This window comes from Endozoicomonas sp. (genome assembly GCF_965196975.1).
Classification (GTDB): Bacteria; Pseudomonadota; Gammaproteobacteria; order Pseudomonadales; family Endozoicomonadaceae; genus Endozoicomonas.
In genome coordinates this window covers 4,152,753-4,177,798 of record NZ_OZ239981.1, presented here as the reverse complement: position 1 = coordinate 4,177,798, position 25,046 = coordinate 4,152,753, and the positions used below count along the sequence as shown (strand labels likewise).

Genomic DNA, 25,046 nt, shown 5'->3' with positions numbered 1-25,046 from the left:
CTTAGTCAGTTGATGGCTTGTTGGCGATAATTGCCAGTGTATCCATCAATCGCTCCTGGGCATTGCGTCGACGCTGACTCCGAACAGGTCTGTTTTTCTCATATTCTCCATCGCTTTGCAGCTGCCAGCTCCGGGTATTGTCGGTGAGATAGTAGTCCAATTCTTTTTTGATCCGCGCTGCAAGCTTTGGATCCTCAATGGGGAAGCAGGTTTCGATACGCATATCCAGGTTTCGGATCATGGCATCAGCACTTGAGCAGTAGACCAGAGCGTCATCGTCACCATTTTCAAAATAGTAGACGCGGGTATGCTCAAGAAACCGTCCGACAATCGAGCGAACCCTGATGTTCTCAGAGAGCCCCTCAATTCCAGGTCTCAGGCAGCAAATACCGCGGACAATCAGGTCAACCTCAACGCCAGCCTGAGAAGCTTTGAACAGCGCTTTTATAATATGTGACTCAGTGAGTGAGTTGATTTTGATAATGATGCGTGCAGGCTTACCTTCTTTTGCATTGTTCGTTTCCTGATTGATCAGATCAATCAGACTCTTTTTCAGCGTGAAAGGGGCATGAAAAAGTTTCCTGACACGAACCGCACGTCCCATACCGGTCAGCTGCTGGAAGATCTTATGAACATCGTTGGTTAGTATCTTGTCACAGGTCAGCAGGCTGTAATCGGTGTACAAGCGTGCATTACCAGCGTGATAGTTACCCGTACCAAGGTGGGCATAGCGTTGGATGTGCCGGCCTTCACGACGAACGATCAGCATCATCTTCGCATGGGTCTTATAACCTACCACTCCATATACGACGACGGCTCCTGCTTCCTGCAGACGACGGGCCAGAGCCAGGTTTTCCTCTTCATCAAACCGGGCACGGATTTCGACAACAACTGTCACCTCTTTACCTTGCCTGGCCGCTTCTACCAGAGCATCGACCATTTCAGAGTGAGCACCGGTTCGATACAGAGTTTGTCTAATGGCCAGAACATCAGGGTCTTTAGCTGCCTGACGGAGCATGTCTACAACAGGGGTGAATGACTCAAAGGGGTGATGGAGCAGGATGTCTTGTTTCGCCACCAGATCAAGTACGTTGTTGCTATGCTTGCGTTTACTGTGCAGGCCTTTTGGGTAGCCAGGAGTAAACGGAGGAAAGACCAGATCCGGTTTGTCATTGGTATCGCAGATGGACATCATGCGAGTCAGGTTTACCGGACCACTGACCTGGTAAACCTCTTCATTGGTCAGGCCAAACTCATTGAGCAGGAAATCAACCAATGGTTGTGGGCAGTTGTCGGCTACCTCCAGTCGTACCGCTTTACCGTATCTACGGGAAAGCAGCTCACCCTGCAGTGCCTTGGCCAGGTCTTCAACCTCATCTTCAAGATCCAGGTCACTGTTACGGGTCAGTCGGAACTGATAACAGCCTTTGATATCCATGCCAGGGAACAGGTCACTGACATGGCGATGAATGATCGATGATAGAAAGACATAATCGTTTTCCCGTCCATCACAGATATCTTCGGGCAGTTTTACGATACGTGGCAATGAGCGTGGCGCAGGGATGATGGCCATACCGGTATCGCGACCAAAAGCATCTTTTCCTTCCAGAGAGACAATAAAGCACAGCAGTTTGTTCGCCAGTCTTGGGAAAGGATGGGCAGGGTCCAGCCCAATGGGGCTGATGATGGGCATGACTTCATGGTAAAAGAAGCGCTTGATCCATGCCTGCTGTTTTTCGGTCAGCTCGTTGCGACGCAGAAAGCGAATACCCTCTTTCCTGAGAGAAGGTAACAGGCTTTCATTCAGTATCTGATACTGAAGCTCAACGTATTCTTTGGCCTTCTGGCTGATCTCTTTCAAGACCTGTTGAGGCCCCATGCCATCCAGTCCCACCTGCTCACGGGAGAAATCGACCTGCTGCATCAGACCCGCGACTCGGATCTCGAAATATTCATCAAGGTTGGAGCTGAAAATCAGCAGAAAACGAAAGCGCTCCAGCAACGGGTATTCTTCGTTTAATGCCTGCTGCAAGACCCTGAAATTAAACGCCAGATGGCTGAGCTCGCGGTTAATGTAATAGTCAGGATTCTGATAATCACTTACTTTGGGTGCTTTATTAATCACGGATTCGGACAGCTCGGATGATTGGGCCTGGGTGTCTTGAACATCCGTATGTTGGGGATTATCCATATGACCTCTTCTCAGCAAAAATAGCAGAAACCTGACTGATGACGGGTTGTGTCTGGGCCTGGGGTTTGAGGTGCTACCAATGCCCGAAAACAGGCGACTCTCTGAGCGGCGAATAGAGGCAGGGAGAATGTCGCATTATTAATTTTATTCTAACAGAAATAAGAAAGACTATTCTCCCAGTATGAACGTTTACATATTTTTCAAAAGCTTGGCGGCATCTTTAGCAAAGTAGGTCAGAATGGCATCAGCTCCAGCTCTGCGGAAGCACATCAGAGATTCCATCATGACTGCATCGCCATTGAGCCAGCCATTGGCAGCAGCGGCCTTGTGCATGGCGTATTCACCACTCACCTGATAGGCAAAGACGGGTACCTTGAACTCATCCTTAACGCGACGAACAACATCCAGGTAAGGCATACCTGGTTTGACCATCACCATATCTGCACCCTCTGCCAGATCTGCAGCCACCTCGTGGAGCGCTTCATCACTATTGGCAAAGTCCATCTGGAAGCTGAACTTATTGCTTTTACCGAGATTGCCAGCTGAGTCCACCGCGTCCCGGAAGGGGCCGTAGTAGCTGGAGGCGTATTTGGCAGAGTAGGCCAGGATGCGGGTGTTGATATGGCCTTCTTCTTCCAGGCGTTGGCGGATGGCGCCAATCCGACCATCCATCATATCTGATGGAGCCACAATGTCCGCACCTGCTTCTGCGTGAGACAGGGCCTGACGAACAAGGGCTTCAACCGTTTCATCGTTAACCACATAACCGTCTTCATTGGTCAGGCCATCAAGGCCATGGGAGGTAAATGGATCCAGCGCAACATCGGTAATCACACCCAGCTCAGGGAACTGATTCTTCAATGCTCGAACGGCTCTCTGTGCAAGACCTTCCGGGTTCCAGGACTCTTCCGCCTGCTCGGATTTCTTTTCAGCGGGTGTGACCGGAAACAGCGCGATGGCTGGAATACCAAGCTTGACCAGTTCTGCGGCTTCTTCAAGGAGCAAATCAATGCTGAGGCGTTCAACGCCGGGCATGGAGGCAACCGATTGACGCTGTTGATTACCGTCGACGATAAACAGTGGATAGATGAGATTATCGACGGAAAGTTGACTTTCGCGCATCAGGCGTCGGGAGAAGTCGTTGTAACGCATACGCCTCGGGCGTGCAGCAGGAAAAGGGCGCTGAATCATACTTCTTTATCCTTTTGAGGGTGTGAGGGCCTGTTGACGCTTCGTTGCGTGCTCAGCGTATCAGGGCGCCCCTATGGCTAGGCACGGTATTGCAGGAAGGCTACTGCCTTTCAAGATGCCGTAACAACGCTATAGGGGAGCCCTGGTACGCCCTTTGGGTGACTTGGATAAGAACCATCTGCTGTGTCAGACTTGCTTGTCGTAGAATCACTACGGGCTGCACAAGTCTTTCTTGCATATGGCACTTTTCCAAGTCACTGAGCCCTGCAACGAAGTGTCAACAGGCCCTGCAAACAGCCCCGGTTTCTAATTTGACAATATGAGTGGCATTATACGGGAAAGAACGTATGAGTTTGCAGGAATTGTCGTGCCAAACGCATGTTTTTAGCTACGGGAAGGCGTTATGAATATAAAGAAATGGCTTTTACTGGCAGTGCTTGCCGTGGCAATTGGTGCATTTTATACCCTGGACGGCCAGCAATACCTGACCCGTGATTTCTTTCAGGGGCTTTATCGTGATGATCCAGTACTGACGGCTGCTGCTTTCTTTGCCATCTACGTGGCTGTAACCGGCCTTTCACTACCTGGAGCTGCAGTCCTTACCGTTGTGGCGGGTGCCATTTTTAGCTTGTTCCATGGACTATTGCTGGTTTCTTTTGCCAGTACCTTGGGTGCTACTCTGGCTTTTCTGTTTTCAAGAACCCTATTAAGAGACTGGGTCGAGCAAAAGTTTTCGGGCTATCTGGACACCATCAACAAAGGTGTGAAAAAGGACGGTGCCTTTTATCTTGCAACGCTCAGGCTGATTCCGGCGGTTCCTTTCTTTGTCATCAATCTGGTTATGGGGCTGACCTCCATACGGGTCTGGACATTCAGCTGGGTCAGCCAGCTTGGGATGCTCCCGGGGACTGCTGTTTATGTGAATGCCGGTGCTCAACTAGGGCTGTTAGAGGAGCTCTCTCTTAAAGGGGTTTTAACGCCACCATTGATCGCTTCATTTGTTCTTTTGGGTATTTTTCCATGGATTGCCAGAATGGTGATGGAGTGGCTGAGACGTCGACGTTTGTACAGTAGCTACCGTCGGCCAGCGAAGTTTGATAATAACCTGACGGTCATTGGTGCTGGTTCCGCTGGACTGGTCAGCAGTTATATTACTGCAGCTGTTAAGGCCAAGGTGTCACTTATTGAAAAACATAAAATGGGTGGTGATTGTCTGAATACCGGCTGTGTGCCCAGTAAAGCCTTGATTCGCTCTGCCAAAATGGCTCATTACCTCAAGAGGGCTGATGAGTTTGGTATTGATCATGTGTCTGGAGAAGTCAATTTCTCAAAGGTGATGGAGCGGGTTCAGGGGGTTGTTCGCAAGGTTGAACCCCACGATTCAGTAGAGCGCTATTCCGGCTTGGGCGTTGACTGTATCAGCGGCTCTGCTCATCTGGTCAGCCCCTGGGAAGTGGAGGTCGCCGGTAAAAGAATCACGTCCAGAAATATCATTATCGCCAGTGGCGGTCGTCCCTATGTTCCACCCCTGGCTGGCCTTGATAAAGTCGAATACTACACATCGGACACGATCTGGGAGTTACGAAAGAAACCGGGCCGGATGCTGGTGATTGGTGGTGGACCTATTGGCTGCGAGCTGACTCAGGCCTTTGCCAGACTGGGTGTTCAGGTCATTCAAGTAGATCACGGAACCCGGCTGTTGCATCGTGAAGATGAAGATGTCTCGAAACTGGTGATGGACCAGTTTATTCAGGATGGGGTCGACTTGAGGCTGAAACACGAAGCCCGTTCTTTCCAGAAGTTTCTGGATCCCGACACTGGAGAAGAGCGTCAGTTTCTTGAAGCCGGTTTTAAAGGCCAGAAAGTGGAAATTGACTTTGATGTTGCCCTCTTTGCCACGGGACGACAAGCTAATACGTCAAATCTTAGCCTTGAAACACTGGGCATTGAGTTAACCGAGCGGGGGACCATTGAGGTTAACGACTACATGCAGACCCGCTACCCCAATATCTATGCCTGCGGTGATGTGGCAGGGCCTTACCAGTTTACCCATACAGCGGCACATCAGGCCTGGTATTGCGCTGTGAATGCACTGTTTGGTCGTTTTAAAAAGTTCAAAGTGGACTATTCAGTGATCCCCTGGTGCACATTTACTGATCCTGAAGTGGCCAGAGTGGGCCTGAATGAGCAGGAAGCCCAGGAGCGGGGAGTTGCCTATGAAGTGACCAAATACGGCATTGATGACCTGGATCGAGCCATCGCTGATGAAGAAGCCCGGGGCTTTGTAAAAGTACTGACCGTGCCCGGGAAAGATAAGATTCTTGGCGTCACCATTGTGGGTTATCACGCAGGGGAGCTGATTACGGAGTATATCAGCGCAATGAAGCACGGTCTGGGTCTGAATAAAATCCTGGGAACCATACACATCTATCCAACACTGAGCGAAGCCAATAAGTATGCTGCCGGTGAGTGGAAAAAAGCCCATGCACCCGAGGGATTATTGTCTCTTGTGGAAAAATACCACGCATGGATGCGCCATTGACTATCCTTATAGGGTCATAATAGGCATAAGGATGTTTAATGAGCGACCCGGACCCGTCTGATGGTGGCCCGATAGAGGATCCGATAAAGGATCCTGAAAAGAGACCGGCAAATAACAGCCCGCAGCTAAAACCGGCTACCATCAGCGAAGATAAGAAAATCTTCAAAGAGCTGAAGAAAATCCTTAAAAATCGAAGTGTTATGTTGGCCGAGCCTTCTTCTGGGAAGAGCCTCAAGACCAATAGTAAGAGCTTTCGAACGAGAATTAAAAACTTCCTGCCAATCTCTATCTACAAGATGGTTACCCGTCTCAAGCCCATTCATAAGCAGAAAAAAATTGGTACGATGATCGCGCTGGTGCAGCAGAAGAATCAAATTGCCTGGCAGCGTCTGGGAGAAGGTAAGGCAGAGGGTGCTGGTGATCAGGAATTGAGAAAACTGCAGCTGGAGTGTGAGCAGTCTCAGCTCTGGCTGGACCTTCTCGAGGGTAGAGGCCAGTCAAAGGTTACCGAAGATCGAGCGAGGGTTGTGGACTGCCTCAAAGATTGTGTCGCTGCAAAAGCTGACAGTGACTTCAAGAAGGCTGATGAGGCCTATGTTGAGGCTGTTCACGATCTGAAGTTATCGCTCATTCATGAAAATGATCTGAAAATTGAGCTGCAGACCCCCAAAGCGTCATCTCCTCTGGCTGGGGAGCTAAAGCAATTTGAGAAAATGCTGGTGGATGAAGCATCGGCCCTTGAGGCTTACCGGCTTTATGGACAGAATCGTCAGTTATGATTCCCCCTGCTTTTTTGGTCTGGATAAGAAGCAACCGCAAAGACATCAGATGGTGAAACCTGTTGCCGATCCAGCCCTGGTGTGAGAGCAGCGGGAAGAGCTTTGTACCTTTGTTATTCAGTAACTATTCAGCACCCAGCAAAGGCGTATTGTTGTAATTTCGAACCGCTTTAAGAAGCGCCTGAAATATGTTCAACCCCTGCTTTTTAGCAGATGATAAATAGCTTCGGATTCGGGTAAACATGGTACCTCCGTCTTCGCTTCTGAAGCAGCCTGAGATCTTCTGCTGTAACTATTCAGCACCCTTCATATAAATCTGGAATTGTAACTATTCAGCACCCTTCATATAAATCTGGAATTTTCTGATTTTTCGACCATCATCTTATACTCAATTTTTCTAACAAATCTCCAGTATGGAACCAGACTTCCCAGCTACTCCGTTTACCGAAGCTCTCCTTAAAGAGAATGAAGAGCTTCGGACCGAGAATGCGCTTTTACGGGAACGTTGCAGCGAACTGGAAGAAAGGGTTAATAAAAACAGTCAAAACAGTAGTAAGCCACCATCGTCAGATGGTTATCAAAAGCCCAGTAAAAAAGGGAGTGATAAAGGTGATACATCTTCCAAAGAAGCCCCCTGCTCCTCACAGGAAACACCGAACCCCAAAAGCCTTAGACCATCTTCAGGCAATAAACCAGGTGGCCAGAAAGGTCATCAAGGCTCTTGTTTGAGACGTGTCGCCTTACCCGATTATGTCAGGCATCTGAAGGTTGAAAAATGTTGCTGTTGCCAGTCTTCGCTTATCGATATTAAACCCACCAAATACATTGAGCGACAGGTTTTTGATCCAGGTAGACCCGGAGAATTTGAAGTTACCGCGTACTGGGCAGACGTTAAAGTATGTCCTTGTGGTAAACGGAACACCGCTGAGTTTCCCCAAGGAGTGAAAGCCGCTGCTCAATACGGAGAAGTGACTCAGGCAATGGCTGTTCATTTAAACCAGTATCACTTCATCCCATATCACCGGGTGTCTGAGTATTTCAATACTATTTATTGCATGAGTGTCAGCGCAGGCTCTGTTGCCAATTTTGTTGCCTATACCCATGAGAACCTGGCCTCTACTGAGCAGAGTATCCGCGATGCTTTACAAGAAAGTCCGGTTGCAGGAGCGGATGAAACTGGCATGCGGGTTGACGGTTCACTGTGGTGGTTACACATTATGCGAGATGACCAATGGACGCTTTACTACCTCTCAGAAAGGCGAGGTTGTGAAGCAATGGATGCAATGGGCATCCTGCTGACTTTTGCAGGCATTCTGGTTCACGATCATTGGAAGTCCTACTTTGCCTATGCGGCAGTGCATGTGCTTTGTAATGCCCATCATCTGAGAGAGCTTCAGGGAGTTGTCGATAGGGATGCGAATAAGCTGGCTCTGCGGCTGATGAAATTGCTTACGCTCTCCTGGCACTTCTGCAAGAAATACAAAGCAGCCGGTCTGACTCAAATGCCTGGTGCAATACAGCTTCGCATTGAGACGATATACGACCAAATCCTTCAAAGGGCTCTCACGAAGGAAACCGCTTATATGGAAAAACAACGACAGGTGCTTGGACGTAAGAAGGTCAGGAATACCAAGGCCTACAACCTGTTCAAAAGGCTTATTGAGTTTAAGGTTGAAACGTTGCGCTTCATGTCGGACTTTTCAATTCCCTTCGATAACAATGGCAGTGAACGTGATGCCAGGATGGCCAAACTTAAGCAGAAGATCTCAGGCTGCTTCAGAAGCGAAGACGGAGGTACCATGTTTACCCGAATCCGAAGCTATTTATCATCTGCTAAAAAGCAGGGGTTGAACATATTTCAGGCGCTTCTTAAAGCGGTTCGAAATTACAACAATACGCCTTTGCTGGGTGCTGAATAGTTACGTTATTCAAAGGTTAGGTCCGGCTTCAGCAGCGTCTGGGGCTAAAGCATATGAGCTTGGCTTGGCAATACCACTGGTTTGCAGAACAAGCACTGAAATAGCCCCGCTGACGATCACGAATTGCCAGGTCCAGTCTGGTATCAGGCCAATCCATATCCCATTGGATACAAAAATGGTTGCACCAGAAAGCACAAAGCGTATGGCTTCAATCACTATCAATCCAGTGAACTTTTCCAGTAACCAGCCAATACCGATCAGGTTCAATGCAAGAACAATTGTCCATAGTACATTGAAGCCATAAGGCGTGTTGTGGCTGATGGCTATCAATACGGTGGTTGCCATTACAAGAATGGCAAAGTGGATCAATGAATAGGCTTTCAGACCTAGGCTGGTTTTCGGGTTATAGTTCTCATAGGCGTGAATATCCGGCATTTTCATCGGTGAAGAGACATCCGCAGGTCGATAGCCCGTGCGTCTGAACCAGAGAGTCAATTTGTCTTTCCAACTTTTCGTTTTTACAGCATCCCTGAACATCGCTGTATAAAGATGAAGGTTTGCCCAGACCGGGTTCCAGCTTCTCAGCGGTTTTAAAGTCCCGTAGCGAATGGATTCGTAGTTTTCGTCTTCTTCGGCGAATGTGCCAAACAGGCGATCCCAGATAATAAATACCCCTCCATAGTTTTTATCCAGATACTTCCGGTTTTTTGCATGGTGAACACGGTGATTTGAAGGAGTAACAAAGAGTAGCTCAAACCATCCCAGCTTTGGAATATGGCGGGTATGTACCCAGTATTGATAAAGTAGATTAATCAGGCTTACCGTTAGAAAAATATGAGGAGGGGTGCCAAGAATCGCCATGGGAACGTAGAAAACCCAGGAGAAAAGAAAGCCTGTACTGGTCTGGCGCAAAGCGGTTGTCAGATTATATTCCTCACTCTGATGATGCACTGAGTGGGCGGCCCAGAGAAGATTGATCTCATGGCCTTTTCGGTGGTTCCAGTAATAGAAGAAGTCCTGCAATACAAATCCTAGAGCCCATACCCACAGAGCGTTACCATCCAATGAAAAGAGAGCCGCGTGATTATAGATAAGGGTGTAGATACCCAGTTTGAAAATTACACCGGTGGTGACATTAAGCATCCCGGTACTCAGGCTGTTTATGGCATCGTTAATTCGATATAGGACTTTCGCATTGACAGGCAGCTGTAAAAATTGCTAGATCAGCAAAAAATAGCGGATGTCGTCGTGCGTAGAAAGATAACAAGACCTACAACAGCTGGGTGTGATTTGCCGAAATATACAGGGTTTCTATTGTGTGAGCCGAAATCAGCAACCTGTACTCGCCTTAGTGAGATCGGAGATATGTCACACCACAGCGTTAACCGTTTTCTACAACGTGAAGACTTTGCTCCCAATGACCTTTTCATGGAAGTAGCCGCAAGGCTGATTCTTGATGGGGGCACGCTATCGGTTGATGATACGGTGCTGGATAAGCCGTACAGTAACTACACGGCATTCATCGGCTATCATTACTCGGGCAAGCATCATAAAGCCGTCAAGGGCATTAATCTCATAACGCTCTATTACACCGATATCAAAGGCTATAGCCTTCCTGTCAATTTCCGTATCTATGACTCTGCGGACGGAAAGTCCAAAAATGATTATTTTCTCGAGATGCTGAAAGAAGTACTTGTATGGGGCTTACGACCTGCATTTGTTACGGGGGATTCCTGGTATAGCAGTGCCGCAAACCTGAAGACTGTGAAAAACAACGGTCTGGGTTTTATGTTTGCCGTTAAAAGCAACCGTACTGTTTCTATCCAAAAGGGTGACTACCAACAAGTGCAGAGCCTGGAGATTCCTGAAGAGGGAATAACCGTTTGGCTACGTAATTTTGGTTCTGTGCGTTTGTACCGGACGCGGCTAAAAAACGAGCTGCGCCATTACGTCGTCTACACACCCCATGCTGGATCAGAGGTATCACCACAGGTAGGCTTTAATGAACTTCACCTGCACCATTGGGCGATCGAAGAGTATCACCGGGCGCTGAAACAACTCTGCAGTATTGAGCGCTTTCAGGTGAGAGGAAAGCAGCAGGTCAGGAACCATATTTTTGCCTCTATCTTTGGGTATGCCTGCCTTCAGGCCAAGAAAGTATCTGAATCTCTCAGTAGCATCTATCGCGTTAAGAATGATGCGCTCAAGGATGCTATTTGGGACTTCATTAAGAGCTTCTCTGATGGTAAAGACTGGCTGAGACCATCTTTTATCAGAGCTGTCAATGCGTAAGTTCTACGATAGTAATCTTTCTTACGAATAATGGTGGCAATGACTTCGATAAAAATCATCAGAAAGAAGATTGGTATGGCGTACACAATCGGATTCATGGGGCTAGCCTGATTATTATTTTTATACGATTGTTTTTAACATGATCCTAAGTGAAAAGCATAGTTGTTCATCTATTAAACAAGTTTTTTGTACGCCTATATTTTGGGTTGCTCCAGAGCTGTCAACGTGAACAGAAACACCCTCTCATGCCAGAATTAGATAACCTTATCAGTACAGGTAGCTTTTAATTAATGGCATTGGGTATTACTGAATGAGTTTCAACAGTAGCCCTTCTTCGAGAAGTGCTCTTCTTACAAGAGTAAAGCCTCCATACCATGGACTGTCATAAAGTTTTGAGTAAACGACTCTGGTTTCCAGGTTTTCATTGACTGAAACCGTCTGTGTTTTCAGGCAGTGTTTGATTACGGGATGGATAATGTTGGACGCTCCACAGATCTCACCGGCAAGCACCACTCGATCAGGCCGCAGCAAGTTGACACTCATGGCTATTGCTCTGCCAAGGTTGCCGGCGGCTTCTTTCAACAGGTCACTTGCCAGCTGATCACCATCGTTAGCGGCATTACAGATTGCAGTGATATCCGCTTTTTGTGTAAGTGTGCTAGGAACTCCCGATTCAAGCAGTTTATGGCAGCGCTTTTCGATGGCTGGGTTACAGACTAAAGTTTCCAGACAGCCAAAGTTGCCGCAGTAACAACGCTCTCCCAGTGGGTCGATTTGAATATGCCCAATCTCTCCGACAGCCAGAGTACTGCCTTCATAGAGCTTTCCATCCAGAATCATGCCTGCACCGACACCGTTATGGACGCTGACAAAGAGACTGTTTTTAAACCCACGGCTGACACCAAAGTGATGCTCGGCCAGCGCCATGGAGGATATAAAGTTATTGATAAAGCAGGGAATCCCCAGTGCGTCAGAAACCTGCTCTGCCAGAGGGAGGTTGCTGACAGAAAGGTGAGGCATAAAGGTAATAATACCTTTTGCTGAATTGACCAGACCGGGTGTTGTTATCCCAACACCGGCAAGGCAATGAATATGCTTTTTATGGGTTTTGAGGAATTTTCTGAGTGTTGAAATCAGCTGCTCAGTAAATTCAACCTGATTCAAAGGCTGAATAGGTTCTGAGTATTTAGCCAGCAGCTTTCCGGAGAGGTCACACAATCCCAGGTGGAGCTTGGTTCTTCCTGCTCTTGCAGCAAGAATCTGGATCTGTCCCTGCCTGGGAGCCAGCGATGTAGCCCGACGACCTCTTTCAGAGGTTTGTTGTTCCTGCTCAACAATCAGACCTGCTTCCATCAGCTGTCGGGTGATACGGGTAACGCTACCGGCAGCCAAACGACATTGTCTTGCTATCTGGATTCTTGAGATGGAGCCATGATCCACAATCGCTTTGTAGACCGCAGATATGTTCCGCTCTTTAACGAAGTCCAGATTGGCAATTACAGTAGTCATGAATCCTCATTCTCACGCTCTGGCAGGGGCGTAAAAGTTTTTTAACCACAGAGATCACAAAGTTCACTAAGGAAAGAAAAGATAAGTTTTTTCGGGTGCTCTCTCTGAATGATTGAAACAATAGTGCTCTATTTTCACAGCTACTATGGGAACACCACTCATAATAGTTAACTGTCATGCCCGCTTCTGTTATTTCCAGCTCTACCAAAAGCATCGTTTTGCAAATTGAAGTTTCTATAGATTCAGGCAACATGCTGAATCTTGAAGATAGTTTACAGCGTGCACTCAATGAAGCCGGGCAGCTTGGAACAAAAGAGTTATTGGGGCTATTTGAATCACCCAATAAAGAACCTATCGTCGTTAATCAGCAGAAGTGGAACTACAAAGGAAAGGTTCTTAAGCACTATGAAACCTTATACGGTCGTATACCTTTGGAGCGCTCCGTATATCAGGGTGTCAGAGGTGGCAGTACTCTGGCAGCACTTGATCTTCGTGCCGGTATTATTGGTTCAGCTACCCCCAAATTTGCCAAGTCTATCGCCTGGAAATACAGCCAGATGCCAGCGCCTGCGGTAAAAGAAGATTTTGAGACCAACCATCAAAGGACGCTTTCAAATTCTTATATCAAGCATTTATCGGACAGAGTAGGTGCATTAATTGAAGACCAGCAAGACACTCACTACCACCTTCCTCCACTAAAAGAGCCTGTTGAAACAATAGCCATTGGTCTGGATGGAACCTGCATGCTGCTTTGTGAAGAAGGCTGGAGGGAAGCCATGTGTGGGACATTGAGCCTATATTCTGCAGATGGAGACAGGCTCCACACGATATATACAGCCAGTTCGCCAGAGTATGGTAAACAAAGCTTTATGAGCAAGCTCGACGAGGAGATTGCAGATCTAAAACGACTCTACCCAAATGCCACATACATCGGGGTAGCTGACGGGGCTAGAGAAAACTGGAGTTATTTGAAACAACATACCTCTGGGCAGATACTCGATTTTTATCATGCATCTGAATATTTAGCTGGAGCAGCGGAAGCACTGTTTCCAACCAGTAAGGCGAAGCGACACCAGTGGCTTGAAGACAGGCTACATAGTTTGAAAAACAAGCGTGGAGCAGCCAAAAAAATCCTTCAGGAAATTGAATCAGCCGAGCTCCCGAAAAAGACAATCGCACTGACAGAGAAGCGCTACAAAGCTGTGAGCTATTTTACAAACAATCACCAGTTAATGAATTATCATCAGGCGCTTAAACGCCATTGGCCAATAGGTTCAGGAGTTACTGAAGCGGCTTGTAAGACTCTGGTAAAGCAACGATTATGTGGTTCTGGAATGAGGTGGAAAGCAACAGGAGCGGAAGTGCTTTTGACAACAAGAGCACTGATCCAGAGTAAGGGGCGCTGGGAACAACTTTGGTCTGAGTTCATGACTGGAAAGGTTGAAGCTAACCTATGAGTCAGTTATCAAATTGAGAGAGCACCCGTTTTTTCTTTATTTCTTTGTGCGCTTTGTGATCTCTGTGGCTCCCTCCTTTTAAGATCCTTTGAGGTACTCTTAAATGCAGAGGCAGGGTTATTTTTTAAGCTTCAGCTCACCACCGCTGACAGTGCCATGCATGGTATAGCGGTCATCGAAAATAGCAAAGTTGGCAAATTGCCCCACCGTGATGCTTCCCATCTCATTGTCAACGTGAATGGCTTTTGCTGCATTGATGGTAGCCATCCGAATCACAGCCTGAGGCTCAATCTCTTCACGAACACTATTGGCGACCGCTTCAATCATAGTGAGTGCGGAGCCGGCAAGCGTGCCATCAGCATTGGAGCACTTACCATCTTTGTGATAGATGGTTTGTCCAGCGAAGACGAATGTTTCCATATCGGTACCAGCCGGTGTGGTCGCATCGGTCACCAGTACCAGACGGTCCTGCATCAGGCGATGGGCAATGCGCAGGTTTTCCCATGACAGATGGAGGCCATCCGCAATGATACCGGCGCCAATAGTGTGACTGTCGAAGATGGCACCGACAACACCGGGTTCACGGCTGCCCAGGGGGCTCATGGCATTATGCAGATGAGTGGCAAATGTGGCGCCGGCTTTTTCTGCAGCCTTGGCCTGCTCACAGGTGGCATTGGTGTGACCAATGGAAACAATAATGCCCGCTTTACTCAGTCTTTCAATCGTTCCTTCAGGGCAGACTTCCGGGGCTAGAGTCACCATGGCAATGGCGTCGGCATTTTCGCAGAAAAAGTCGATCATTGCAGAGGATGGCTCACGGATATAGTCCGGATCGTGAATGCCTTTGCGCTGAAGATTCAGATAAGGGCCTTCCAGATGAACACCAGGTACGCGGTCCGGATGCATGGCCATGTATTCCCGGGTGACATTCACCGCTTGTCGCATATCTTCATCACTGCTGGTAATCAGCGTAGGAAGAAATGCAGTACAGCCTGAGCGGAGGTTTGCCTCATGCATGATATCCAGCGTCTTGATGGAGATATCACTGTTAAATAGAACACCACCGCAGCCGTTTAGTTGCAGGTCGATAAAGCCTGGGCTCAATGTCAGACCACCGAGATCGACCTTTTCAAGGCTGTCGGCACCGGCAACATCCTCTGCCTTGCCAATGGCCGAAATTCGGCCATTCTCTATAATGATGGTATCAATAGACGATTGCTCTGGATCACCGGTTAGTGGTTTGAAATTGACCAGGGCATAGGTCTTTTCCGGGCTGATGACTAGATCCGCAGACATATCAAAAGTCCTTGATGTTTTCAGACTCAATATCCTGGAAGTAGCGCAGAGTGCGAACTTTCAGGTCCAGAGTCGCAGGATCATCACAGATCATCATCGCTTTTGGGTGAAGCTGGAGGGCTGAGATTGTCCACATATGGTTGACTGATCCCTCAACCGTGGCCTGAACGGCACGGGATTTATCAGAACCAGTAGCCAGAATCATCAGCTCACGGGAGTCCAGAACCGTTCCTACACCTACAGTAAGTGCCAGTTTTGGTACCTGACTGATGTCCTGATCAAAGAAGCGTGCGTTGGCTTCACGAGTTTCAGTGGTCAGAGTCTTCAGGCGGGTACGGGAGGATAGTGAAGAACCTGGTTCATTAAATGCGATGTGCCCATCGTGTCCGACACCGCCCATGAACAGCTCAATGCCGCCATAGCCTTTAATCGCTTCTTCATAGCGCAGGCACTCGGCTTCCAGGTTTTCGGCATTGCCATCCAGGAAATTGATGTTCGCCGCCGGGATATCGACATGATCAAAGAAGTTACGGTGCATGAACATCCGGTAGCACTCAGGATGGTCAGCAGGCAGGCCAACGTATTCGTCCATATTGAAGGTAACAACATTGGCAAAGCTTACTTCCCCTTCCTTGTGCAGGCGAACCAGTTCCTGATAAGTCGGGATTGGTGTGCCGCCGGTAGGCAGGCCGAGTACAAAGGGGCGCTCAGGAGTCGGATTAAATGCCTTGATACGGCTGACAATGTATCGGGCAGCCCAACGACCAACTGCTGGCTTGTCTTTCAGAGGTATAAAGCGCATGTCGTAAACTCCATATGGAAGAGTAGCTGTGCTCGATCAGTCTGCTGGTAAGCTGACCGGTTGTCTCATCAGCGGTCTGAATTATTCAGTGTCGTGTAGTTTGAAGTATACGACCTGCAGTGCGTTCTGAGTGAGAATCCGGTAGCAGAATTTCGAATGGCTTCTCTAATCTGCTCAGGGGAACTGTGATGTTATTTATCATAGCTTATTTATTTTTCAATGAAAAATAAAGGCGGTTTACAATGTGCTCAACGGGTAGAAAATGTCGTCAAATGATGACCTGAGTCAACTTATTTGGGTTTTTTATTTTTTTTTGAAAAATAAATCAGTAAGATTTAACGGCACACAGATAGACACTCTCACTATAAAGAATTAATGGTTGATCAATCATGAACATCTTGGGTTACTTGCAGAAACTCGGTAAGGCGCTGATGCTGCCTATTGCCGTTCTTCCTGTCGCAGCCTTGCTGCTCCGTCTGGGCCAGCCTGATTTGCTGGATATTCCCTTTATGGCGCAGGCGGGTAACGCGATTTTCAGTAATCTGGCGCTGCTGTTCGCCATGGGTATTGCAGTAGGCCTGGCGGTTGATGGCGCCGGTGCTGCAGCGATCGCTGGTGCTGTTGGCTTTTTTATTCTGAAAGCAACGACGGCAACCATTAATCCTGACATCGATATGTCCTTCTTCGGCGGTATCATCAGCGGTATCGTTGCCGGTCATTCCTACAACCGTTTTCATGCGGTATCGCTGCCAGCGTATCTTGGCTTCTTCAGCGGCAAGCGTCTGGTACCGATCATGACCGGTCTGTTCATGCTGGCGATCGGCTGGGCCTGTGGTTATATCTGGCCTGCCATTCAAAATGGAATTGATGCTTTTGGTCACGGTGTTGCCGGATCTGGCCCGGTTGGTCAGTTTGTTTACGGTACCCTGAACCGTGGTCTGATTCCTTTTGGTCTTCATCACGTTCTGAACTCTTACTTCTGGTTCGGTCTGGGCGACTTTACCAATGCTGCCGGTGACGTAGTCAACGGTGACCTGCATCGCTTCTTTGCTGGTGACCCAACTGCCGGGGTGTTCATGACCGGTTTCTTCCCTGTCATGATGTTCGGTCTGCCTGCTGCAGCTCTGGCCATGTACCTCACTGCTCATAAGAGCCGTCGTGCACAGGTTGGTGGTGTTCTTTTCTCTGTTGCCCTGACTGCATTCCTGACCGGTATTACTGAGCCTCTGGAATTCATGTTCATGTTCCTGGCTCCTGGCCTGTATGCCGCTCACGCTGTGCTGACCGGTGTTTCTCTGGTCGTTACCAATGCCATGGGTGTTCTGAGTGGCTTCGGCTTCTCCGCCGGCCTGTTTGACATGGTGCTAAACTGGGGTCTGGCAACTAACCCATGGACTCTGGTTATTATTGGTCTGGCATTTGCTGCCATCTACTTCTGCGTTTTCTACTTCGCCATCAAGATGTTCAACCTGAAAACACCAGGTCGCGAAGATGAAGACGACAGTGCTGTGGAAGTAGAAGCATCCGTGGTGGACAAGCAGGGTATGAGCGACAACGCTTACCAGGCTCGTCAGTTCACCAAGGCGATCGGTGGTCTGGATAACGTAACCAACATCGATGCCTGTATTACCCGTCTGCGTCTGACCCTGAAAGACCCGTCTGTTGCTGATGAGAGTGTCATCAAGGCGCTGGGTGCCAGCGGTATGATTCGTGTAGGTGAGAAAAACCTGCAGATTATTCTTGGTCCACAGGCTGAAATCATCGCCGGTGAGATGAAGAAAATTGCGGCTACTGAAGATCTGAGTACTATCCAGTTACCTGGTCAGGCTCAGGAAGTAGCGGCGACTGTTTCTCATGGGACAGTGAAGAAAGAAGTGGAAGTAAAACCACTGGATAATGCTCTGTTTGCCCGTCAGTGCCTGAAGGTACTGGGTGGTCATCAGAACGTTACTCAGATTGATGCCTGCATCACTCGTCTGCGTCTGACTCTGAAAGACGCTTCCAGCGTCAGTGATGACAGCATTAAGGCTCTGGGTGCAACTGCGGTGGTACGTGTGGGTGAGAAGAACCTGCAAATCGTCGTTGGTCCTCAGGCTGAAATGATTGCTGATGAAATGAAAAAGATCCCGGTGACGGACGATCTTTCCAATGTTGAGGTTTCTGCATGACTCTCCTCAAAAATGAGGGCAAGCCTTGCCAACTGTCACTCGTTGCTCCTCTGTCTGGAATGCTGTTATCCATCGAGGAATCAGCTGACCCGGTATTTGCCGGCCGGTTGATAGGTGATGGTGTTGCGATAAACCCAACGGATTCTGTGGTACTGGCGCCTTGCGCCGGTACCATCAGTCAGCTGCATGATTCCAAGCATGCAGTGGCTATCAAGACAGATTCCGGCGTGGAAGTGTTGATCCATGTGGGTATTGATACTGTTGTTCTGCGTGGTGAAGGCTTTGAGACAAACGTCAAAATAGGCGACAAAGTGTCTGTTGGTCAGGAGCTGCTGTCTTTTGATCCCGAGTTTGTGGGAGCCAAGGCAGCCAGTCTACAGACAGCAATGATGATCACGACCGGTGAAACCGGTGTGGTTGTTAACCCCCGTACAGAAGTAAAAGCGGGGCAGGATACCGTATTTGCGATTGGTGCTGAGCCTGAAAAGCAAATGTCCACCGACAGCAAATACAGCCGTCAGGACAGCATTACCCTGACAGAAGATTTTGTCTTGAAGAACCCTCTGGGTCTTCATGCACGTCCTTCTGCCACGCTGATTCAGATCATCAAACGCTTCAATTCTGAAGTGATGATTCTGAATAAAGACAATGGCAAAGAAAGCAAGGCCAACAGTCTGACTGCTCTGATGGGGCTGCAGACGGTGCTGGGGTCTAACCTGCAAATCACCGTTACCGGCCCTGACGCCAAAGACGCCATGGAAGCGGTTCTTGATGGTTTCCGAAGTGGTCTTGGTGAGGAGGTTTCCGATGTGCTTCCAAGCGCTGATGAAGCGATGGAAGAAGAAGCCCCACTGCTTGGACCGGTAGAAGGCTCCGATGGTCGTTTACCTGGTGTCAAAGCTGCGCCGGGTATGGCCATTGGTAAGCTGCACCACCTGATTCACGAACTGCCAGACTACCCTGAAGAGGGTGTAGGTGTCAGCGACGAACTGGGCCAGCTTGACTACGGTATCCAAAAGGCTCAGGAATCCCTGCAGCAGCTGGTTACCAAAATGGAAGCGGATCACGTTGGTGGTCATGCTGAAGTCTTTGTTGCCCATCAGCAGTTGCTGGAAGACCCGGCAATCAGTGAGCGCGCCCGTGAACTGATTGAGTCTGGCAAGAGCGCCATGTGGGCCTGGCACAGAAGTTTTCTGGCAGAAGCGGATGAAATGCGCAAGCTGGATAACCCGATGCTGGCGGCCCGTGCCATTGATGTAGAAGACGTTGGTCTTCGGGTTCTGCGCTACCTGATGGGTGTTGAGGGTGGTACCGATCAGCTGCCTGAAAATACGATTCTCTGCCTGGAAGACATCACGCCTTCTGAAGTGGTGACACTGGATCGCAAGCGGGTTATCGGTATCGTTACCCTGCATGGTGGTGCTACTTCCCATGCTGCCATTCTTGCTGGCTCACTGAATATTCCTTACCTGGTGAATGTACCGGCCAGTGTTCGTCAGTACGAGAACGGTACCGATGTGATCCTGAATACCAATAAGGGTTACATGCTGGTGAATCCTACTCAGGAAGAGATCGCCAGAACGGTTGCCCGCCAGGAGCGTGCTGCAGCTGAACACGAGGCTGCGCTGAAAGTGGCTGATCAGCCTGCGGTGACTCTGGATGGTCATCATGTTGAGATCGCTGCCAATATCGCCAACCAGGATGACGCTGAAAAAGCGGTCAAAATGGGGGCTGAAGCGGTTGGTCTGCTGCGTTCCGAGTTCCTTTATATGGAGCGTGCTACCGAGCCATCCATGGATGAGCAGGTAAAAGCCTATGAAGGTATTCTGGGTGCTATGGGTAAAGATCGTCCGGTCATTATCCGTACTCTGGACGTAGGTGGTGACAAGCCTCTGGCTTATCTGCCGCTGCCAAGGGAAGAGAACCCATTCCTGGGTGAACGTGGTGTGCGTATCGGTATTAACCGTCCGACCATGTTGCGTAAGCAGGTTCGTGCGATCCTGAAGGCTGCTCATGCCGGTCATGCCCGTATCATGTTCCCGATGATCAGCTCTCTGGACGAATTCCGTGCTGTGAAAAAGCTGGTGCTGGAAGAGCAGGAGAAGGCAGGCGTAACCGTAGAAGTGGGTATCATGATTGAAGTGCCTTCTGCTGCGCTGCTGGCCGATCATTTCGCCAAAGAAGTGGACTTCTTCTCCATTGGTACCAATGACCTGACTCAATACACTCTGGCAGTTGACCGTGGTCATCCAAAACTGGCTGCCCGTGTTGATGGTCTTCACCCTGCCGTATTGCGCCTGATTGATATGACGGTGAAAGCAGCTAATAAAGAAGGCAAGTGGACAGGTATCTGCGGAAGCCTGGCCAGTGACCCGAATGCAGTGCCCATTCTGGTCGGCTTGGGTGTTCAGGAGCTGTCCATCAGCGTGCCGGCAATCCCGGTGGTTAAGGCCCGTGTTCGCAGCCTGAACTATGAGCAGTGCCAGAGCCTGGCTCGTGAAGCACTGACTCTTGATTCAGTAGAAGACGTAAGACGTTTGACTGCCTGATCGCAGATAACGGTCTTTCTGAAAGCCCCATGGTTTGACCATGGGGCTTTTTTATTGCCATCTGTGATATGAAAATTTCCTCTCTGATCCGTAATTACACTATAAGTCATAGGGCTTTGATCCAGATCATCCGTTGGTTAATAGATATCCAATTATGATGCCCGCTATTTGGTCGTCGGCACTTTTTTGTTCACACCTTTATGTCTGCAGGGAAGGCAGAAATTGATAATTGTCTGAGCAGTCTGTGATCACGACCATGGTTAATGATGGGTTTGCGACGGCGATATCGATGAAAGAGATTGTGGATAAGGCACTTGCTTCCACCGTGAAGCGAAGAACGTTTATGAAGTGGGGAACCGCTGCAGGCAGTGCAGCTGTGGTTGCTGCCAATACACTGCCTCTGAAGGCCTCAGCATCCTCTGCTGTAGAGACTGCGTCGGCTGAAGAGATCAAATCAGTCTGGTCTGCCTGTACGGTAAACTGTGGCTCCCGTTGTGCACTGCGTCATCAGGTAAAAGACGGCGTTATCATCCATACCGAAACCGATAACACCGGTGAAGATGTCTATGGTGACCACCAGGTTCGTGCCTGTCTCCGTGGCCGTTCTTTCCGCAAGCGCGTCTACAACCCTGACCGTCTGAAATACCCAATGAAGCGTGTGGGTAAGCGTGGTGAAGGTCGATTTGAGCGCATCAGCTGGGATGAAGCGTTTGACACCATTGCTGACAACCTCAAGCGCATCAAAAAAGAATATGGCAATGAAGCCATTTACCTCAACTATTGTACTGGCACATTGGGAGGTACGGTTTCCAAGTCCTGGCCGCCTGCTGCAACACCAATTGCCCGTCTGATGAACTGCTGGGGTGGTTATCTTAACCATTACGGTGATTACAGTACTGCTCAGATTGCTGTCAGCCTGCCTTATATGTTTGGTGGTAGCTGGGTCGGTAACAACTGTACTTCCGACCTGGTAAATACACGACTAGTGGTCAACTTTGGTAATAACCCGGCAGAAACCCGTATGAGTGGCGGCGGTGTTATTTATCACCTGGCTGAAGCCCGTAAGCGCAGTAATGCACGCATGATCACCTTTGATCCGCGCATGACGGACACGACCCTGGGAGCCAATGATGAGTGGGTTCCTCTGCGTCCTGGCACTGATGCCGCGCTGGTAGCAGGTATGGCGTGGGTGATGATTACTGAAAACCTGGTAGATAACGACTTTCTGAGCAAGTACACCGTCGGCTACGATGAAAGTTCTCTGCCTGCCACTGCGCCGAAAGGCTCTTCCTGGAAATCCTATATTCTGGGCCAAGGGAAAGACGGTGTTGAAAAGACCCCTCAGTGGGCGGCAAAAATTACCTCTGTACCTGCAGAAACCATCATTCGTCTAGCGCGCGAAATTGCCATGACCAAACCCTGTAACATCATGCAGGGTTGGGGGCTTCAGCGTACTGCCAATGGTGAGCAGGCCAGTCGTGCCATCTGTATGCTGGCTGTGATGACTGGCAATGTGGGTCTTCCTGGTGGTGGTACAGGTGCCCGTGAAGGCAGTTACTCCATGCCGTTTGCTGCATTCCCGACGCTGAGTAACCCGGTTAAAACATCCATCCCCATGTTCCTGTGGACTGATGCCATCACCCGTCATGATGAGATGACTGACAAGACTGATGGTATTCGTGGTGCTGAACGTCTGAGTCAGCCGATCAAGTTTATCTGGAACTATGCGGGCAACTGCATCATCAATCAGCATGCGGATACCAATCGCACTCATGAGATTCTTCAGGATGACAGCAAGTGCGAAATGATTGTGGTCATTGATAACCACATGACGGCCAGTGCCCGCTATGCCGATATTCTATTACCTGACCTGACTGCTGCAGAACAGCCTGACTTCGCCCCGAATGGTTCCTGCGGAAATATGGGCTACACCATCTTCTGTGACACGGCGGTTGAGCCTCTGTATGAGTGCCGCTCTGTATACGACATGTGTACTGGTATTGCCAAGTGCCTTGGCGTTGAGCAGGCATACACTGAAGGTCGTGATCAGGAAGCCTGGCTGCGTCATATTTACGGGCAATCCCAGAAGATGAACCCTGAGCTGGGTGATCTGGATTTTGATGCTTTCCGTGAAATGGGCATCGTCAAACAGAAGAATCCGGGCGAGCCTCATGTGGAGTTCCGTGCTTTCCGTGAAAATCCGGAAGCCAACCCTCTGGCGACGCCTTCTGGAAAGATTGAGATTTATTCTGAGCGCCTTGCCGATATCGCTTCCAGCTGGGTGTTGGGTGAGAGCGATATTATCCGGGCACTGCCAGAATACGCTTCTTCCTGGGAAGGACATGAAGCAGACCACGCTGAACAGTATCCGCTGCAGATGTTTGGTTTCCACTTTAAAGCCCGTACTCACTCCACTTATGGCAACGTGGATGTGTTGCGCGAAACCAACCGTCAGGAAGTGTGGATCAACCCTGTGGATGCCCAGAAGCGCAATATCAAAGACGGTGAAATACTGAAGGTCTGGAATGACCGTGGTGAGATCCGTGTTGCTGCGAAAGTAACCGAGCGCATCATGCCAGGCGTAGTCGCCATGGGGCAGGGCAGCTGGTACGCACCAGACCGCAATGGTGTGGATCGTGGAGCGTGTATGAATACTTTGACGACCCAGCGCCCATCGCCACTGGCCAAGGGAAACCCTCAGCACAGTAATCTGGTTGAAATTGCCAAGGCATAACAGGATAGGAATAAAGTTCGATGAAGCAACTTGGATTTTATGTCGACACGGCCAAGTGTACGGGCTGCAAAACCTGTCAATTGTCGTGCAAAGATGAAAATGATCTGAAGGTCGGCGTGAACTGGCGCCGGGTCTATGAGTACGGTGGTGGTAGCTGGATTCAGAACGAAGACGGCACCTACGCTCAGGACGTGTTTGCTTATTACACGTCCATCAGCTGTAACCACTGCGCCAAGCCTGCCTGTACCAAGGCATGTCCAACCGGTGCCATGCACAAGCGTGACAAGGACGGTCTGGTGGTTGTGGACGCTGACGTCTGTGTTGGCTGCCGTTACTGCGAAATGGCCTGCCCATACGGTGCACCTCAGTTTGATGCAGAGAAGAAAGTCATGACCAAGTGTGATGGCTGCTTCGACCGTGTTGAGCAGGGTAAGATGCCGATCTGTATCGAATCCTGCCCGCTGCGTGCCCTGGATTTTGGTCCCATCGAAGAACTGCGAGCCAAGTACGGAACGGAAGCAGACATCGCGCCACTGCCAGACTCTTCACTGACCGAGCCATCGCTGGTGATGAAGGCGAGCCGTCATGCCAAACCTTCCGGTGATAAGACCGGACGCATCATGAACACACGGGAGGTGTAACCATGCACGAGTTGCCACTGGTATTTTTTACGGTTCTGGCACAGGGAACCGTTGGCCTGTTCCTGGTACTGGCCTGCCTGTTGATGGCGAACAGCGATGCGAATCGTCAGCAGCTGTTGAATAAACTGCTGATGGTGGTTCTGGTGCTGCTGGGCATCTCCGGTGCTGCGGCCATGACCCACCTGGGTCAGCCACTGCGTGCCATAAATGTGATCTTTGGTCTGGAGCACCTCTCGGCACTGAGTGTTGAGATCATGACCACGTCTCTGTTTGGTGGTGCTGTTTTCACCTATGTAGCCATGGTGCACTTCGGTATTCTGCCAAAGCTGCAGAAGCTGGTACTGGCTGGCGCCATGGTTCTGGGCGTTCTGTTACTGCTGGCCATTGCCAATGTGTACACACTGGCTACTGTACCGGCCTGGAACAGCGGTTGGACCATCTTCCAGTTTGTGATGACCGCTTTCGTGGTGGGTATCCCTGCAGCAGCACTGATGCTGAGAAGTCAGTCGGCTACTCTGGGTGCGTTCCAGAAAAACACAGATCGCGCACTGGCCACCCTGGGTTTTATCACCCTGGGCCTGGTACTGGTGGGTTACCCACTGTACCTGTTCTGGCTGGGTCAGGTTGACCTGCCTGCCAACCCGCTGGGTCTGTTTGACTACCACGGTAGTCTGATGCTGGCCCACCTTGGCCTGCTGTTTGCCGGTCTGGGGATCTGGGTGGTTGCTGCTACTCGTGGCAATAACTCAGCGGTTGGCCTGGCTGCCGTGAGCACCGTCCTGGTACTGACGGCTGAACTGTGTGGTCGTATTTTCTTCTACGACCTGCATATGTTCGCAGGCGGAATATTATAATTGTTTTCCCATAATCTTTGATGCACGATGGTTATGTGCATCAGGAGGAAAACAATAATGGTAACTATTCAGCACCCTTCATATAAATCTGGAATTTTCTGATTTTTCGACCATCATCTTAT

The 25,046-nt window shown here is 49.4% G+C and carries 16 protein-coding genes; 10 read left to right on the top strand and 6 right to left on the bottom strand.

Annotated elements, in window-relative coordinates:
• Nucleotide 1: 1 nt before the first annotated feature.
• Both ppk1 and hemB read right to left on the bottom strand, forming a co-directional pair.
• On the bottom strand, nucleotides 2-2,191 hold the full coding sequence (gene ppk1 / locus ACOCLE_RS18810) for a polyphosphate kinase 1 (protein WP_419533755.1): 2,190 nt from the start codon (nucleotides 2,189-2,191) through the stop codon (nucleotides 2-4).
• Nucleotides 2,192-2,380: 189 nt separating this feature from the next.
• The gene (gene hemB / locus ACOCLE_RS18805; protein WP_419533754.1) at nucleotides 2,381-3,382 is read right to left on the bottom strand and encodes a porphobilinogen synthase; all 1,002 of its coding nucleotides are present in this window, start codon (nucleotides 3,380-3,382) and stop codon (nucleotides 2,381-2,383) included.
• A 403-nt stretch (nucleotides 3,383-3,785) separates the two neighbouring features.
• Here hemB and ACOCLE_RS18800 point away from each other — a divergent pair, with 403 nt between their 5' ends.
• The 3 genes from ACOCLE_RS18800 (at nucleotide 3,786) to tnpC (ending at nucleotide 8,622) form a co-directional block, all read left to right on the top strand.
• Nucleotides 3,786-5,924: an FAD-dependent oxidoreductase gene (locus ACOCLE_RS18800; RefSeq protein ID WP_419533753.1), complete on the top strand. Its 2,139-nt coding sequence runs from the start codon at nucleotides 3,786-3,788 to the stop codon at nucleotides 5,922-5,924.
• Nucleotides 5,925-5,962: 38 nt separating this feature from the next.
• Entirely contained in the window at nucleotides 5,963-6,703 is a 741-nt protein-coding gene (locus ACOCLE_RS18795; RefSeq protein ID WP_419533752.1) for a hypothetical protein, read from the top strand.
• Nucleotides 6,704-7,116: 413 nt separating this feature from the next.
• Complete coding sequence (gene tnpC, locus ACOCLE_RS18790; RefSeq protein WP_419532963.1) at nucleotides 7,117-8,622, top strand: IS66 family transposase; 1,506 nt, start codon at nucleotides 7,117-7,119, stop codon at nucleotides 8,620-8,622.
• A gap of 9 nt (nucleotides 8,623-8,631) precedes the next feature.
• On the opposite strand, the gene ACOCLE_RS18785 is transcribed toward tnpC, so the two are convergent.
• Nucleotides 8,632-9,765 (bottom strand): sterol desaturase family protein, encoded by a 1,134-nt coding sequence (locus tag ACOCLE_RS18785; protein ID WP_419533751.1) that lies wholly within the window; start codon nucleotides 9,763-9,765, stop codon nucleotides 8,632-8,634.
• Between the two features lie 105 nt (nucleotides 9,766-9,870).
• On the opposite strand from ACOCLE_RS18785, the gene ACOCLE_RS18780 reads away from it, so the two are divergent.
• Nucleotides 9,871-10,914, top strand: a complete 1,044-nt coding sequence (locus ACOCLE_RS18780; RefSeq protein ID WP_419533005.1) for a transposase — start codon at nucleotides 9,871-9,873, stop codon at nucleotides 10,912-10,914.
• A gap of 303 nt (nucleotides 10,915-11,217) precedes the next feature.
• Here ACOCLE_RS18780 and ACOCLE_RS18775 read toward each other — a convergent pair whose 3' ends face one another.
• The gene (locus ACOCLE_RS18775) at nucleotides 11,218-12,423 is read right to left on the bottom strand and encodes an ROK family protein (protein WP_419533750.1); all 1,206 of its coding nucleotides are present in this window, start codon (nucleotides 12,421-12,423) and stop codon (nucleotides 11,218-11,220) included.
• A gap of 176 nt (nucleotides 12,424-12,599) precedes the next feature.
• Between ACOCLE_RS18775 and ACOCLE_RS18770 the strand changes: the two genes are divergently transcribed.
• Complete coding sequence (locus ACOCLE_RS18770; RefSeq protein WP_419532972.1) at nucleotides 12,600-13,880, top strand: ISKra4 family transposase; 1,281 nt, start codon at nucleotides 12,600-12,602, stop codon at nucleotides 13,878-13,880.
• Nucleotides 13,881-13,997: 117 nt separating this feature from the next.
• Here the strand turns inward: ACOCLE_RS18770 and nagA are convergent, their stop codons facing one another.
• Nucleotides 13,998-15,176 (bottom strand): N-acetylglucosamine-6-phosphate deacetylase, encoded by a 1,179-nt coding sequence (nagA, locus tag ACOCLE_RS18765; protein ID WP_419533749.1) that lies wholly within the window; start codon nucleotides 15,174-15,176, stop codon nucleotides 13,998-14,000.
• A gap of 1 nt (nucleotide 15,177) precedes the next feature.
• Nucleotides 15,178-15,978 (bottom strand): glucosamine-6-phosphate deaminase, encoded by an 801-nt coding sequence (nagB, locus tag ACOCLE_RS18760; protein ID WP_066014519.1) that lies wholly within the window; start codon nucleotides 15,976-15,978, stop codon nucleotides 15,178-15,180.
• A 389-nt stretch (nucleotides 15,979-16,367) separates the two neighbouring features.
• Here nagB and nagE point away from each other — a divergent pair, with 389 nt between their 5' ends.
• The 5 genes from nagE (at nucleotide 16,368) to ACOCLE_RS18735 (ending at nucleotide 24,924) form a co-directional block, all read left to right on the top strand.
• Nucleotides 16,368-18,146: an N-acetylglucosamine-specific PTS transporter subunit IIBC gene (nagE, locus tag ACOCLE_RS18755; protein ID WP_419533748.1), complete on the top strand. Its 1,779-nt coding sequence runs from the start codon at nucleotides 16,368-16,370 to the stop codon at nucleotides 18,144-18,146.
• Entirely contained in the window at nucleotides 18,143-20,695 is a 2,553-nt protein-coding gene (ptsP, locus tag ACOCLE_RS18750) for a phosphoenolpyruvate--protein phosphotransferase (protein ID WP_419533747.1), read from the top strand. Before nagE ends, ptsP begins: the two co-directional genes overlap by 4 nt.
• A gap of 229 nt (nucleotides 20,696-20,924) precedes the next feature.
• Nucleotides 20,925-23,429: a DMSO/selenate family reductase complex A subunit gene (locus tag ACOCLE_RS18745; RefSeq protein ID WP_419533746.1), complete on the top strand. Its 2,505-nt coding sequence runs from the start codon at nucleotides 20,925-20,927 to the stop codon at nucleotides 23,427-23,429.
• Between the two features lie 20 nt (nucleotides 23,430-23,449).
• Complete coding sequence (locus tag ACOCLE_RS18740; protein WP_066014516.1) at nucleotides 23,450-24,070, top strand: DMSO/selenate family reductase complex B subunit; 621 nt, start codon at nucleotides 23,450-23,452, stop codon at nucleotides 24,068-24,070.
• A 2-nt stretch (nucleotides 24,071-24,072) separates the two neighbouring features.
• A complete protein-coding gene (locus ACOCLE_RS18735) occupies nucleotides 24,073-24,924 on the top strand; it encodes a dimethyl sulfoxide reductase anchor subunit family protein (protein WP_419533745.1) in 852 nt (283 codons plus the stop codon).
• Nucleotides 24,925-25,046: the final 122 nt, after the last annotated feature.